Below are 13,696 nucleotides of genomic sequence, written 5' to 3' on the forward strand. Positions count from 1 at the left end.
ACTCTTATTTCTAAAGCCTTTTTACGCGGATAAATATTCTTTTATTTATAATAATCTGATAATAATATAATTAAAAATAAAAAAAGTATAAGTTTTGCTTTTATATCAGTTTTAGATTTGTAAAATAACTTTAAAAGAAAGTTTTATGATATTCCAAATGGAAATAATTGTTGATGAAAATAATTTAAAAACTCATATTATGATAGAAAGAACCAATGAACATAGAAGAGGTCTTTATTCAGAAGAACAGCAAATCAATTCAGAAACTATGGAAAACAAAGATTCTGCAATTAATCAGCATCAGGAATATGGCTCGGCTACAAACAGCTATTCAGAAAGGGATAATTATTCCGGTCAGTCGGATAGAGAAAATGATTCAGACAATAACAATCGTAAAAATCAGGACTTAGAACCTGAACTTGACAAAGATCTGGATGACGAGTTAGATAAGGAATTAGATGAATTTTCAGATAAAGATTTTGATCAAAAGGACAGATCTGATTCCTGATTATAAGCTTAAATATCCACTTTCACAGTTTGGAAAAAAGGGACAGGCACATAATAATTTTTTTATTGTGTATTTGCTAATTCAGATTTATTACAGTAGCAACAATAGGACCGTAACAGAAATGTTGCTTTTTTTATCGACGTTGTCTTGTTCAGACTTCACAATGTTTGCCTATTGTACCTTAATAGCGGTAAAAACCCTGCTGCCTAAAGTTAATGTGCCCGTATCTGTTTGCCATTTGATGGTAATGGATTCACCCTCCAAAATACTGGCTATTGCCGATAGCGACAAATTGGTATAGCCCGAATTACAGCTTATCTGTTTGGTGGAACTTGGAATCAAAACCCCATTCTGATAGATGCTGAATGTGGCCACAAAGCTCGAATCGGCTCCGCTATTGATAATAGTGTCCACTGATGGCGGAACCAGAATTCCGTTGATTGTAGCGGCTGAAAGACTTGTCGTAGCTCCCGCACCTGAACAGATGTTTCCATTATAAACAGAATCCCCTGTATTATTGATGGCTCCGGAACCGGTAAAAATCACAAAAGTTTCCAGCGACCCCATTTGTATTGCCGAGGATGTGTTTGCAGGAACAGTACAAATACCCGGTCCAAAAGATACCGCGCCAGCATTTGTCAGCATCCGGCCAGTTACGCTGCAGGTTGCCCCAACAGCCACTGCGGCTCCGTAAGATATGAGATTTCCATAGACTATAGAATCGGCTCCTACTCCAACAGCATCTTCACCTACCCAAAATATATTTTCGGCAGCCGCGCCATTTGTCAATATCACAGTGGTATTGGCTGCAAAATTTATTGCACCCGTTGCGTGAAAAATGAATACAGCACTGGGATCACCCTGACCGTCGAGTGTTAAATTCCCTGCAACAGAGATTGCACTTGCGTTGGCATATTTTCCGGGAGTAATTGTTTCCTCGTTTCCATAGGCTGCAAGATGCGTGTTATTTGTCGTGGTGTAAGACTGAAGTTGGTTGTAAAGTGTGAAAAAATCAGCCAGTAATGTTGAAGAATTAACAACAACCGCAGGCACGGCAGCGGTATTTGAGATCTGACTCTCAAAAGATACCGAATAGGTACCTTCAGATGGAGATAATGACATCCCGGGTACCTCTTCATCAGTAACAGCTGTGGTAGATATGGTTTGTGTGGAATTGACTGATTGATAACTTGGCGAAAAGCCCTTCCAGACCACATCAAAATAATTCAGGGATTTTGTAGTAGTATTGTACAGAATTAATCCATTTGGCGGATTAACAATTGCATCCCGGTCAATCGTAGTAACCCTTGGCAGGAGTATTCCTTTGTTGTCAGAATAAATGTCTAAGACAGTCGAAGCATCCGGATTCGTGGTTCCTATTCCAACTTGGGCACTCGATGTATACGAGACCAGAACCAGAAAAAAAATTGCAGTTAATTTTTTCATTGGGTTTTCCCCTTGCCAATTTATAGCATTAGGGTCTAAGAAGGTAAGTCTATTTTAGCGAAAAACGGCTTTTTTTAAGAATGAATCAAAAACAATTCAGCGTAAAAAAATCCATAATTGTCAAAAAACAGACTTTAATTTACCAGTAAACAGCTACAAATAATGCCATTTTTTTTTTGAATTATAAATAGTGTTTCATTTAATAAATTACAATTTATGTAGGAAAAAAGACAATAATATCCTTGCGTTTTTCTTGTTTTTTGAAAAAATACGTTAAAAATTATTTTTTGTGATAACAAATGAATACTGATTTTAATTTTTTAAAATCAGTATTCATTTGAGTAATAGAGTCATCTGTTTATAAAAATTAGCTTTCAGGAAAGATTCTTTAAATTTAAGTAGGGTAGAAGTAAAGTAAATTGTTTTTACTGAGTGTGGAATATATACTTTCATTATATAAGCCTTTTTGGTTTATATTAAAATAAAAAAAATAATTGTTGGCTACTTTCTTAATCGGTCAATTCAGATCATGAAAGCAAAAAACGAAGGTAAACCTTTGGCATTTTTTGTGGAAACTCTTAATTCCCATTATGATTTTTACACCCCAACTGTTATTCTGGACCAATAGCAGGATTGTAATACAACATCATTAGAACATTACAAACCAACAGAACCAAAAAATAATAATAGTAAAGAAAACTACTTTCAGGCAATTGAATACCAATTGAAAACTATCGAAAATTTGATAATTAACGAATTGCAGGACACTATTTTCGTCATCTTCGGAGATCATCAGCCTCCTATGATAACAACCGATCAAAACTCGTTCAAAACTCCCGTACATATCATTTCAAAAAATAAAGACTTCATCGAATTATGGCATCAAAAAGAGTTTTCGAATAATTTTATCATTGATATTGAAAAAACACCATCCATTGATCACCACGAAATGAAAAACCTATTTCTTGAATGTTTTTTGCAACAATATTCGGTTTAAAATACGATTTAAAAAAGTATGACAATACACTAAATTAGTGTTCTTAAAAAACTAAAGGTTTCTTAAATTGATTTGAACACGTTTTAAGTTATTGTAAATTAGTAATATAAACGTAAAATTTATGAATTATGAAAAAGATAATCATTATTGTCGTTTTATTACTTGGTTTTGTAATATCGGCGAATGCTCAAAAGAAAATAGAATTTACAGAATTGCCAAAAGCATCACAAGACTTTATAAAAAAGCATTTTAGTTACACAACTGTAGATATTGTCAAAAAAGATGCTGAGCATGGTGAAAAAGGGTATGAAGTTAAACTTAAAGATGGTATAGAAGTAGAATTTTGGAAAGACGGATCTTATCGGGAGGTTGACGGCGATCATAAACCGATTCCAACTGAATTCATTCCTAAATCAATTAAAGATTATGTGGCAAAAAATTATCCGAATGAAAAAATTACACATATTGATTACGGACACAAAGATCTCGATATTGATTTAACAAACAAAATTGATTTGGAATTTACAAAAGAAGGTAAATTTTTAAAAAGTGAAAAAGATTAAAAAGCAAAAACTCCATTAGAAATAATGGAGTTTTTACATTCAAATTTATGTCAAACAAATTTATGTCTAAAATTTTATTGACTAATGATTTCTTAAGGCTTTTTGCTATAGGTTTCAATCTCAAAAACTAAAGTTGCATTTGGCGGAATTACTCCTCCTGCACCTTTTTCTCCGTATGCTAAATTTGCAGGAAGAAAAAATACTGCTTTTTCTCCGTCAGACATCATACCTAAAGCTTCTAAGAAACCGGGAATCATTCCGTCTTTTTTACCTGCAACAAATGGGAAAGGCTGATATCCTTTTTGAGCATCTCTGTTGGCATCGTATTTACCATATGCTTTAGCAACTTCAGCAATACTGCTGTCAAAAAGAGTTCCATCTTCAAAGTAACCTGCATAATGAAAATAGAAAGTAGTTCCTTCTGCCGGTTTTACATCTAATCCTTTTTGTGTTATTTTATATTTTAAACCTGACTCAGTTTTTGTAGCAGTAGCTTTTGCTTCTGCAAAATAAGCAGCTTTTGCTGTAATTACTTTTTGGCTTTCTGCTTTTTTTGATACCTCCTTTTTGGCATCTTCGTTTATGATTTTTACAGCATCAAACTTTTTGGCAGCCGAACCTTTGCGTGTAATGGTAATTTTTGTCATGATATCATCCTGAACAATTTTGTTTACATTGTCCATCCCGGAAATTACATGACCAAAAATAGTATGTTTTCCGTTTAACCATGGTGTTTCTTTATGTGTGATAAAAAACTGGCTTCCATTAGTAGCAGGGCCTGAATTGGCCATTGCTAAAACGCCGCCTTTTTCAAATTTTAAATCTTCTGTAAATTCATCTTTGAATGAAAACCCGGGACCTCCTGAACCGTTTCCTTCCGGATCACCACCCTGAATCATAAAGTCATTGATAACTCTGTGAAACTTTAATCCGTCATAAAATGGTTTACCTTTTAGTTTCTCCACTTTTACATTAGGATTTTTACCTTCTGCCAATGAAATAAAGTTAGCTACGGTAACTGGGGCTTTTACATATTCTAAAGACAGAACAATATCACCTTTAGTGGTAGAAATTGTTGCAAAAATACCTTCACCAGGATTTGATTTTGGAGTTGTTTTTGTTGTTTTATTTGATTTTTTTACAGCGGGTTTCTTGGTTGTTTGCGCCTGGATGCTAAACATTGTTGCCAGGCAAAATAAAAATAAAAATTTAAACTTCATTGTAGTTCGATTTATGTCTTTGATACTTGTTTAAAATGGTGTTATTACGGTTTTTCCAATAATTGAATTTCGAAAATAATATTGGCATTTGGAGGAATAACATTTCCTGCACCGGCTTGCCCGTATGCTAAATGAGATGGAATAAAAATAACTGCTTTATCTCCAAAAGAAAGTTGTTCAATCCCTTCAATAAATCCCGGAATCATACCCTCTTTACGACCTGCCTGAAACGGAATAGGTTTGTATTCTTTTGCTTCGGCCCTTGCAGGATCAAATTTTCCAAAAGTTTGTGCAACCTCACCGATACTTGTGTCAAATAAAGTTCCGTCTTCTAAAAATCCTGCATAGTGAATGTATAATTGAGTTCCCGTTGCAGGTTTTTTACCAGTTCCTTTTTCGGTAATTACATATTCTAAACCTGAAGCAGTTTTGGTTGCTTTTGCTTTTAAAGAAGCATGATAAGCCACTTTTTCTTTTTGAACCCCTGCATATTTACTTTTTTCTTTCGCCATTCCTGAAAAATAATCATGAAATACTTTCACAGCATCAAACTTTTTAGCTGCTTCACCATTTCTGATAATTTTTACTGAAATTAACTCATCATCTTGTTTGATCTGATTTACAACTTCCATCCCTTTCCCTTTTTCTACCACATGACCAAAAATAGTATGTTTTCCGTTTAACCACGGAGTTTCAACGTGGGTAATAAAAAATTGGCTGCTATTAGTCCCGGGACCACTATTAGCCATTGCTAAAATACCGCCTTTGTCAAATTTTAAATCGGTAATTTCATCGTTAAATGCATACCCTGCATCACCGGCACCTGTTGCTGAAGGATCTCCTGTCTGAATCATGAAATCTTCAATAACTCTGTGAAATTTCAATCCATCAAAAAAAGGTTTGCCTTTAAGATTTTCATCCGTTACAAATTCATTTTTACCTTCGGCTAAGGTTACAAAATTGGCAACAGTAACGGGAGCTTTTTTATAATCTAACTCAACGATGATATCTCCTTTATCAGTTTCAATTTCGGCATATAAACCATCAGGTAAATTATTGTGCTCGTCTTTACAGGAATAAAATGAGGAGATGGCTAATAGTAATAATAAAATACTTTTTTTCATTTTTTTCATTTTTTAATGTTGTTTTTATGGTGTTAAAGTGTCTTTTTTAGTTTCAATTGCCGCTTTCGGTACAGTAGGTTTTAAAGTTTGTGCAGCTGTTTCGGTTGTTTTTGGAGCCTCTTCAGGTACAAAATTTCGAAGTGTAACAGTACAGATTAAGGATTCATTAGGTCCGATTTTTTTATTATCTCCGTGATATCCGTAAGCGATATGCGAAGGAAATAAGAAGGTTACAATTTCGTTTTTATGCATTAATTTGATTCCGTCACGCAATCCCATCATGATATCTTGTTTGTCAACATAATAGGTTTGTGGGCCAATTTCAGCTTCCGAATAGATAATTCTGCCATTAATATCCTTAATTTCTAAGTTATAATAAGCGATGTCTCCCTTTTTTGGTGTTGAAAGATCGGTTGTATTTTTTTCTTCATAATAAAGCCAGTATCCTTTTCTTGTTGCAAAATATTTTATTCTCGGATTGCTTTTGATTATTTTTTTAATAACGTCTTCTTCGCTGGCTACTAATTTTTTGTTTCTGTCAGCTGATTTTTTCATAAAAGTGCCCGATGCTCTTGAAACAGGTCTTCTGGCTTCTTCATGATGCTTACAGCTTACTATTAAAACAGCAAAAAGTAACGTGTAAGTGCTTATTTTTAAATACTTCATCGTTTAGTTTATATTTTTAGTTTAGTTACTAAATCTTCAAATTTTTTCAGAGTTTCTTCCATCGAGGTTTCAGATCTCCCACCTGCGGCATTGCTGTGACCTCCACCGTTAAAATGATCTCTGGCAAATTGATTCACGTCAAATCCGCCTTGTGAGCGGAATGATATTTTAATGATTTTCTCGTCTTTATTTTCAATAAAAATAGCAGTAAAAACAATACCTTTTATGCTTAATCCATAATTTACTATTCCTTCAGTGTCACCTTTTACATAGTTAAAAGAATCCAATTCGTCTTGAGTAAGCGAAGTATAGGTTGTTTTATGCTCATCAAAAACTTTCATGTTTTGCAATGCCCGACCTAATAATTGCAAACGGCTGTAGGAACTATTATCAAACAATAAAACCGGAATTTCTGTGTTTTCCGCACCTAAATCAATGAGTTCTGCAACAATACGATGTGTATTTCCTGTTGTTTTTGGAAAACGGAATGAACCTGAATCTGTCAATATTCCGGTATAAAGGCAGGTTGCAATTGTTTTATCTAAATCTCCTTTTTTATCTAAAAATAAAATAAAGTTATAAACCATTTCGCAAGTCGATCCAAAGGAAGTATCTGAGTAAGTATAGGCTGCATAATCATCAGGTTTTTGATGATGATCAATCATAATAAATGGCGCTTTTAGTTTTGCTAAAGTATGTTCCATTTCACCTGTACGATGAAAAGCATTAAAATCAAGTGTGAATATTATTTCAGCTTCCTCTAATATTTTAGTGCAGTTTTCAGTATCTTTTTCAAATATTTTTACAGATTCAGAACCTGGCATCCAGGCTAAAAAATCAGGAAAATCATTAGGAGCAATTACTGTTGGCTGATGATTGTTTTTTAATAAAAAATGGTATAAACCCAGCGTAGAACCCATAGCATCACCATCAGGACCTCTATGTGGAATTATAGCGATTTTCTTTGGGGTTGCGAGTAATAATTGTATTGCTTGAATATCTTGTATTTTCATAGTGTGCGAATTTACATTTTTTTAATGTAAAGTTGAAATCATTTTAGAGATTAACACACTTTTATAAGTTAGAAGTTATTAGTTAAGAGTTATAAGTTTTGAATTTGTTATTAATGATTTCAATTGCGAAATAATAACGCCGATGAAACTGAATCGTTAAAGCGAAAACGCTGATTTAATCGGATTTTTTAAAATATTAATAATGTTGGATAAATTTTGTAGTTCCGTAGAAACAACTGTTTTGTAACAATGGATTTTAATCGTTGGAAATGATAATTGTGAATTTTGGAATTTAAAATCAAAGGTTCTCCAATTCTTTTTTTTGTAATTTCTGATACAATTTATATTTCGCGCCCTTTACAATCTGCGATTTATAAATGCCTACAGAGCCTGAAGAAAAATAAGCGATACTACAAGCAATTGCGATAAAAAGTCCGGGTGCTATTCCAAATAATTCCATTCCCATAATAGTGCAGGCGAGAGGAGTGTGTGTTGCGCCGGAAAATACGGCAACAAAACCCATTCCTGCCAAAAGTGCAATTGGCATTGGAACTATTACTGATAAAGCACTTCCTAAAGTTGCCCCGACAAAAAATAGAGGAGTTACTTCACCACCTTTAAAACCAGCACCTAAAGTGAATCCTGTAAATAAAATTTTAAGCAAAAAATCATACCATGGATTAGCGTTTGAAAAAGAATCAACAATTACCGGAACACCTAATCCGGCAAATTTTGTAAGCCCGAAACCTGCAATGGCAATTGCTAAAATAACGCCTCCAATAAAAGGACGTAGTGGCGTGTACTTAATGTTTTTTGAAAAAAGAGAACTCCAAAGGTGTGCACTTCTCGAAAATAATAAAGCAGCAAAACCAAATAAAATACTGATTATTATGGTATAAAATAAGTTTATCAGATTAATTTCAGGAACGTTAGGAATGCTGTAATGCGTATGCTTAACCTGCCAGAATTCAACTGTAAAATAAGCAGCATAAGCGGTTAGAAAAGATAAAACAATACTTTTGAAGTTGATTTTACTAAAATACAAAACCTCCAAAGCAAAAACAGCTCCGGCCAAAGGCGTTCCGAAAACGGATGCAAAACCGGCACTGATTCCGAGGATAATTAAAATTTTACGTTCAGAATCATCTAGTTTGAAAAACTTTGTAAACTGATCGGCAATTGCGCCTCCCATTTGTACTGCAGTTCCTTCACGTCCGGCAGATCCTCCAAATAAATGTGTGAGTAAGGTTCCTGAAAGAACTAAAGGAACCATTTTAAACGGAATTACTTTCTTCGGATTTTCGTATTCTTCAAGCAATAAGTTATTGCCTTTTACAACAGATTCTCCCCAGTAATAATAACTCAAACCAACAAGAAATCCCCCAATAGGCAAAAGCCAGATAATACAGTCATGGTGAATCCTAAATTGTGTAACCCATTCTAAAGAAATTAAAAAAAATGCTGATGCAGATCCGGATAAAGTCCCTGTCAAAATGCAAATGAGAATCCATTTGAATATTGTCAGCAGTATTTCTTTAAATTTTTGAAAATTCATTTAGAAAAGTTTGCCACGAATTTCACTAATAAAAACGGATTTTAAAAGGCCTGGCTATAAAATTTTTAATTCGAAGCAATTCTCTTAATTTTTAACCTGTCGAAAATAATAAGTTAGAGATAATTTGTGAAATTCGTGGCAAAAAAACTATTCCTGTACTACGGCAGTGAATTCAATTTCAACTAAATATTCAGGAGCAACTAATTTGCTTATTTCATAAAAACCGGTTGTTGGTTTTACATCTTTAAAAAATGCTGCATGTGCTCTGGCAACTTCTTCAAAAGTAGTAATGTCAGTAGTAAAAATGCGTGTTCTGATTACATCTTTCATTCCAACATTTAAATCTTCCAGTACCTTTTCAATACGCTCTAAGATGTTATAAGTTTGCGCATAAGCATCATCGGCTTTTACTTTTTCGCCATCAACAATAGCCACAGTACCTGAAACCTCAATGATATTGCCAATTCGTACAGCACGGCAATATCCCATTTTGTCTTCCCATGGAGATCCTGTTAAGATGTTTTCTCTTTTCATTCTTTATATTTTGTGAATTTATTTTTTATAGATCTAAAAAAAATTCGGGTTAATTAATTTGTTGCAATTTATAAAATATACAAATCATAAAGAGGTAAAATCGTTTGAAATCATGTTGTAAATCATTCTTTTTTGTGATATTTTCAGTTGCTTTATTTTCCTTCATAAAACCGTAATTTGTTTTGAGAAGCAATAAGATGCTGTTGTAAGACTTCAATCCTGTTTAATAAATGAGCAATAGCATCAATTCCTTCCAGATTGATTTTAAGATCATAATGCAGGCGGATCATTTTTTCTACGGCAGGTAATTGTTCCGGTTCTAAATATTCATCTTCTTCCTGATTAATAATTTTTATGAGACCATAATTATGCAGCTCAGTTATAAAGGTGTTCTCAATTTCGTGATACAAACAAAATTGTCTTATCTGGATTAAATTTTTATTACTCATGATTTCTGATTTTAGCTAATTCTTTAAATAATTCTTTTTCTTTTACTGATAATTTTGTCGGAATTTTTAAAGTATAAGTAATGTATAAATCCCCAAATTGATTCTCTTTTTTGTATACCGGGAAACCTTTTCCTTTCAATTTTATCTTAGTTCCCGTTTGTGTTTCGGGTGGTACTTTGATTTTTACTTTTCCATCAAATGTGTTTACATAAATTTCTCCGCCTAAAACTGCGGTATACAAATCAAGATCAACATCAGTGTACAAATTATTGCCCTCCCTCTTAAAATCCGGATTATTTGCAATTAAAAAAGTAAGGTATAAATCACCATTTGGACCGCCGTTTACACCAGGACCGCCATGTCCCGGAATTTTTATTACCTGTCCATTTTCTACACCGGCAGGAATTGTAATTCGGATATTTTTGCCGTTTACGGTTAGATTTTGTTTGTGCGTAGTATAAGCTGATGCCAAATCCAGTTCAAGTTCGGCATTAAAATCCTGTCCCCTGTATTTCGTTTGGCTTCTGCGGTTTCTTGCCGAACCGTACATTGAATTGAAAAAATCCGAAAAATCGCTTTCTGAAAAATCTCCACTGGAAAAATCTGAAAAGCCCTGACCGCTTTGTTGTCTCGTGCGTTGCTGTTGATTTGGGTTATAGCCCGCTTTCTCAAATTCATCAGCATGCATCCAGTCTTTACCGTACTTATCGTATTTTTTACGGTTTTCCGGATTCCCCAAAACTTCATTCGCTTCGTTTATTTCCTTGAATTTTCTCTCTGCTTCCTTATCATTCGGATTTAAATCCGGATGATATTTCCTGGCCAGTTTTCGATATGCTTTTTTTATCTCTGCTTCAGTAGCAGATTTATTTATTTCCAATGTTTTATAGTAGTCGATATAATCCATTTTTTTGAAATTTTGTAAAATTGAATTTAGATATTGAAGTTAGGAATAAGTTGCTAATTATCAAAACGATGTGATTTATTTTAAGATAATATTTTAAACGAAAGTTTTAAAGATTCTTTAGCTGAAGTAAACAGTTTTAATTTAGGCTTCATTCTTTTGGCAAGTTTTTTGATTCCAAAAAATAGTCTAATATATTGTTATAAAACTCTTAAAGTCGTAGAGCCTAATTAAATTATGCTATTTTTGCGATGTTATGCTCTTTATAAAATTTAAAAGCCGATTCGATAAAACTTTTTCAATGAAGCACATTTTATTTTTCATATTATTTTTTACTGTTTTGACAGTTTCTGCCCAAACCGAATTTAATTCCGGTTTTAAGTCTATTCCTGCTCCAAAGTTTAGTACAAAACCTAAAAAATTACCGATTCCGGAAGTTAAAGATCCTCAAGCGGATAAGACAGATATGCCAGGTATTAAAACTCCGAATGTTTTTGATAATACCAGTATAACTCCAAAATCTAAATTTCAGATTGGAGAAGAAAAAAGCAAATTTTCTATGGCTCCTAAAAATGATTTTGCCAATCCGGGAGATCGTTATGTGGCAAAAATGGAAAAAGATCTGGATAAAGCTTTGAAAGATGCCGGATTAAAAGAAGATGAACAACCGTTGGTTATGACAGATGTAAACTACGGAGATATTAGAACAAATTCTGCTTATTTTATCATCAAATGTCGTGATTATGGGGTTATTGATGGAGATTTAATTAAAGCTGTTTTAAATCAAGATGTTATTAAAGAAAGAATGTTGTTGCAGTATGAATATCAGGAATTTAAAATATCTCTTCAAGAAGGTATTAATACATTTGAAATGATAGCGCTTAATAAGGGTCAGTATGGAGGAAATACTGGGCAATTTGAAATATACGATGCTGAAGGTAAGCATATTTTAACGGATTATTGGCAAAATTTTAATACAGGTGTACAAGCAAAATTTATAATTATTAAAGAAAATAATTTGCTTAACAAAAAAAAGCCAAAATAGTTTAAATTAAACTTTAAAAATTTACATTTCACTTTAAAATTCAGATATTTAGTGACTTAGTGTTTTTAAAATCTTTAAAGAAAAAAAAATCAAAAATCAATTTTTCAAATTCGAATATAAAAAGTATTTTTGCGCATGCAACACAACGTACTTATTTTAGATTTCGGATCGCAATATACACAGCTTATTGCGCGTAGAGTTCGCGAATTAAATATATTCTGCGAAATTTTCCCTTACAATCACTTTCCTAGTGATTTATCACCTTATAAAGCCGTAATTTTGGGAGGAAGCCCATTTTCTGTTCGTGCAGAAGACGCTCCACATCCTGATTTATCTCAAATTCGAGGCAAACTTCCAATGTTGGCAGTTTGTTACGGCGCACAATATTTAGCACATTTCAGTGGAGGAGAAGTAGCTGCTTCGAACACCAGAGAATACGGAAGAGCTAATTTATCTTATATTAAGGAGAACGAAGTTTTCTTTAACGGAGTTTCAGAAAACAGCCAGGTTTGGATGAGCCACAGTGATAGTATCAAAGCTTTGCCGACAAATGCGGTGAAATTAGCCAGTACTCACGATGTAGAATATGCGGCTTACAAAATTGAAGGTGAAACAACTTATGCCATTCAATATCACCCGGAAGTTTTCCATTCTACTGATGGATCAAAAATGCTGAAAAACTTTTTAGTAGACATTGCCGAAGTTCCTCAAAACTTTACACCAAACGCTTTCGTAGAAGAAATGGTGGGAGAATTAAAAGAGAAATTAGGTAATGATAAAGTAGTTTTAGGACTTTCCGGCGGAGTAGATTCTACTGTAGCAGCAGTTTTATTGCACCAGGCAATTGGTAAAAACTTATACTGCATTTTCGTAAATAACGGTTTGCTTCGTAAAAATGAATTCCAAAGTGTTTTAGATCAATACGAAGGAATGGGATTGAACGTGAAAGGAGTTGATGCTTCTCAGCGTTTTTATGATGCCTTGGCGGGAATTACAGATCCTGAATTAAAAAGAAAAGCAATTGGTAACGCCTTTATCGAGGTTTTTGATGATGAATCACATAAAATTGAAGATGTTACCTGGTTAGCCCAAGGGACGATTTATCCTGATGTAATCGAATCAGTTTCGGTAAAAGGACCATCGGCAACTATCAAATCACACCATAATGTTGGTGGATTGCCGGATTATATGAAATTAAAAATTGTAGAGCCGCTTAGAATGTTGTTTAAAGACGAAGTTCGAAGAGTGGGAGCTACTTTAGGAATTGATCCTGAATTATTAGGAAGACATCCTTTCCCGGGACCTGGATTGTCTATTCGTATTTTAGGGGATATTACTTTAGAAAAAGTACAAATCTTACAGGATGTAGATAAAGTTTTTATCGACGGATTAAAGTCCTGGGGATTATACGACAAAGTTTGGCAGGCCGGAGCAATCCTGCTTCCTGTAAACTCTGTTGGTGTAATGGGAGATGAGCGTACTTACGAGAAAGTGGTGGCACTTAGAGCTGTAGAATCTACCGATGGTATGACTGCTGACTGGGTTCATTTACCTTATGACTTCTTAATGAAAGTGTCAAATGATATTATCAATAAAGTAAAAGGCGTAAATCGTGTAGTTTACGATATAAGTTCAAAACCACCTGCAACAATTGAGTGGGAATAGTATTTTT

14 protein-coding genes are annotated in these 13,696 nt (G+C 33.7%); 5 read left to right on the plus strand and 9 right to left on the minus strand.

Translation table 11 applies throughout. The features are described 5' to 3' along the window. Positions 1 to 145: 145 nt before the first annotated feature. Positions 146 to 508 (plus strand): hypothetical protein, encoded by a 363-nt coding sequence (locus tag ACEN92_RS00365; protein WP_495640386.1) that lies wholly within the window; start codon positions 146 to 148, stop codon positions 506 to 508. A gap of 171 nt (positions 509 to 679) precedes the next feature. Here the strand turns inward: ACEN92_RS00365 and ACEN92_RS00370 are convergent, their stop codons facing one another. Then, positions 680 to 1,954, minus strand: a complete 1,275-nt coding sequence (locus tag ACEN92_RS00370; RefSeq protein WP_495640387.1) for an ice-binding family protein — start codon at positions 1,952 to 1,954, stop codon at positions 680 to 682. Between the two features lie 724 nt (positions 1,955 to 2,678). Between ACEN92_RS00370 and ACEN92_RS00375 the strand changes: the two genes are divergently transcribed. Together ACEN92_RS00375 and ACEN92_RS00380 are read left to right on the plus strand one after the other, a co-directional pair. Continuing rightward, the gene (locus tag ACEN92_RS00375) at positions 2,679 to 2,951 is read left to right on the plus strand and encodes a hypothetical protein (protein WP_495640388.1); all 273 of its coding nucleotides are present in this window, start codon (positions 2,679 to 2,681) and stop codon (positions 2,949 to 2,951) included. 128 nt (positions 2,952 to 3,079) lie between these two features. Further along, positions 3,080 to 3,514: a PepSY-like domain-containing protein gene (locus ACEN92_RS00380; RefSeq protein WP_495640389.1), complete on the plus strand. Its 435-nt coding sequence runs from the start codon at positions 3,080 to 3,082 to the stop codon at positions 3,512 to 3,514. Between the two features lie 92 nt (positions 3,515 to 3,606). Here ACEN92_RS00380 and ACEN92_RS00385 read toward each other — a convergent pair whose 3' ends face one another. The 8 genes from ACEN92_RS00385 to ACEN92_RS00420 all read right to left on the minus strand — a co-directional run bounded on the left by ACEN92_RS00385 (position 3,607) and on the right by ACEN92_RS00420 (position 10,982). Beyond that, positions 3,607 to 4,734, minus strand: coding sequence for a peptidylprolyl isomerase (locus ACEN92_RS00385; protein ID WP_495640390.1), 1,128 nt, complete (start codon positions 4,732 to 4,734; stop codon positions 3,607 to 3,609). A 44-nt stretch (positions 4,735 to 4,778) separates the two neighbouring features. Then, positions 4,779 to 5,858, minus strand: coding sequence for a peptidylprolyl isomerase (locus ACEN92_RS00390; protein ID WP_495640391.1), 1,080 nt, complete (start codon positions 5,856 to 5,858; stop codon positions 4,779 to 4,781). A 24-nt stretch (positions 5,859 to 5,882) separates the two neighbouring features. Next, positions 5,883 to 6,524 (minus strand): gliding motility-associated peptidyl-prolyl isomerase GldI, encoded by a 642-nt coding sequence (gene gldI, locus ACEN92_RS00395; protein ID WP_495640392.1) that lies wholly within the window; start codon positions 6,522 to 6,524, stop codon positions 5,883 to 5,885. 8 nt (positions 6,525 to 6,532) lie between these two features. After that, on the minus strand, positions 6,533 to 7,537 hold the full coding sequence (locus ACEN92_RS00400; RefSeq protein WP_495640393.1) for a DHH family phosphoesterase: 1,005 nt from the start codon (positions 7,535 to 7,537) through the stop codon (positions 6,533 to 6,535). Positions 7,538 to 7,835: 298 nt separating this feature from the next. After that, the gene (locus ACEN92_RS00405; protein WP_495640394.1) at positions 7,836 to 9,092 is read right to left on the minus strand and encodes a voltage-gated chloride channel family protein; all 1,257 of its coding nucleotides are present in this window, start codon (positions 9,090 to 9,092) and stop codon (positions 7,836 to 7,838) included. Between the two features lie 147 nt (positions 9,093 to 9,239). Next, positions 9,240 to 9,626: a RidA family protein gene (locus ACEN92_RS00410; protein ID WP_007807877.1), complete on the minus strand. Its 387-nt coding sequence runs from the start codon at positions 9,624 to 9,626 to the stop codon at positions 9,240 to 9,242. A 152-nt stretch (positions 9,627 to 9,778) separates the two neighbouring features. Beyond that, the gene (locus tag ACEN92_RS00415) at positions 9,779 to 10,075 is read right to left on the minus strand and encodes a chaperone modulator CbpM (RefSeq protein WP_495640395.1); all 297 of its coding nucleotides are present in this window, start codon (positions 10,073 to 10,075) and stop codon (positions 9,779 to 9,781) included. Then, positions 10,068 to 10,982: a DnaJ C-terminal domain-containing protein gene (locus ACEN92_RS00420; protein ID WP_495640396.1), complete on the minus strand. Its 915-nt coding sequence runs from the start codon at positions 10,980 to 10,982 to the stop codon at positions 10,068 to 10,070. The genes ACEN92_RS00415 and ACEN92_RS00420 overlap by 8 nt, the downstream gene beginning before the upstream one ends. Before the next feature lie 298 nt (positions 10,983 to 11,280). Here ACEN92_RS00420 and ACEN92_RS00425 point away from each other — a divergent pair, with 298 nt between their 5' ends. Further along, positions 11,281 to 12,024 carry a hypothetical protein gene (locus tag ACEN92_RS00425; protein WP_495640397.1) on the plus strand — a complete coding sequence of 248 codons (744 nt, stop codon included), beginning with the start codon at positions 11,281 to 11,283 and terminating at the stop codon, positions 12,022 to 12,024. A 135-nt stretch (positions 12,025 to 12,159) separates the two neighbouring features. Beyond that, positions 12,160 to 13,689: a glutamine-hydrolyzing GMP synthase gene (guaA, locus tag ACEN92_RS00430; protein ID WP_495640398.1), complete on the plus strand. Its 1,530-nt coding sequence runs from the start codon at positions 12,160 to 12,162 to the stop codon at positions 13,687 to 13,689. Positions 13,690 to 13,696: the final 7 nt, after the last annotated feature.

It is taken from the genome of Flavobacterium sp. Flavsp81, assembly GCF_059491325.1.

What these genes read in the sequence shown, in the direction of transcription:
- ACEN92_RS00365 (WP_495640386.1), top strand. Translation starts at nt 146, where the DNA reads ATGATATTCCAAATGGAAATAATTGTTGATGAAAATAATTTAAAAACT.
- ACEN92_RS00415 (WP_495640395.1), bottom strand. Translation starts at nt 10,075, where the DNA reads ATGAGTAATAAAAATTTAATCCAGATAAGACAATTTTGTTTGTATCAC.
- gldI (WP_495640392.1), bottom strand. Translation starts at nt 6,524, where the DNA reads ATGAAGTATTTAAAAATAAGCACTTACACGTTACTTTTTGCTGTTTTA.
- ACEN92_RS00405 (WP_495640394.1), bottom strand. Translation starts at nt 9,092, where the DNA reads ATGAATTTTCAAAAATTTAAAGAAATACTGCTGACAATATTCAAATGG.
- ACEN92_RS00380 (WP_495640389.1), top strand. Translation starts at nt 3,080, where the DNA reads ATGAAAAAGATAATCATTATTGTCGTTTTATTACTTGGTTTTGTAATA.
- ACEN92_RS00420 (WP_495640396.1), bottom strand. Translation starts at nt 10,982, where the DNA reads ATGGATTATATCGACTACTATAAAACATTGGAAATAAATAAATCTGCT.
- ACEN92_RS00370 (WP_495640387.1), bottom strand. Translation starts at nt 1,954, where the DNA reads ATGAAAAAATTAACTGCAATTTTTTTTCTGGTTCTGGTCTCGTATACA.
- ACEN92_RS00410 (WP_007807877.1), bottom strand. Translation starts at nt 9,626, where the DNA reads ATGAAAAGAGAAAACATCTTAACAGGATCTCCATGGGAAGACAAAATG.
- ACEN92_RS00425 (WP_495640397.1), top strand. Translation starts at nt 11,281, where the DNA reads ATGAAGCACATTTTATTTTTCATATTATTTTTTACTGTTTTGACAGTT.
- guaA (WP_495640398.1), top strand. Translation starts at nt 12,160, where the DNA reads ATGCAACACAACGTACTTATTTTAGATTTCGGATCGCAATATACACAG.
- ACEN92_RS00385 (WP_495640390.1), bottom strand. Translation starts at nt 4,734, where the DNA reads ATGAAGTTTAAATTTTTATTTTTATTTTGCCTGGCAACAATGTTTAGC.
- ACEN92_RS00390 (WP_495640391.1), bottom strand. Translation starts at nt 5,858, where the DNA reads ATGAAAAAAAGTATTTTATTATTACTATTAGCCATCTCCTCATTTTAT.
- ACEN92_RS00400 (WP_495640393.1), bottom strand. Translation starts at nt 7,537, where the DNA reads ATGAAAATACAAGATATTCAAGCAATACAATTATTACTCGCAACCCCA.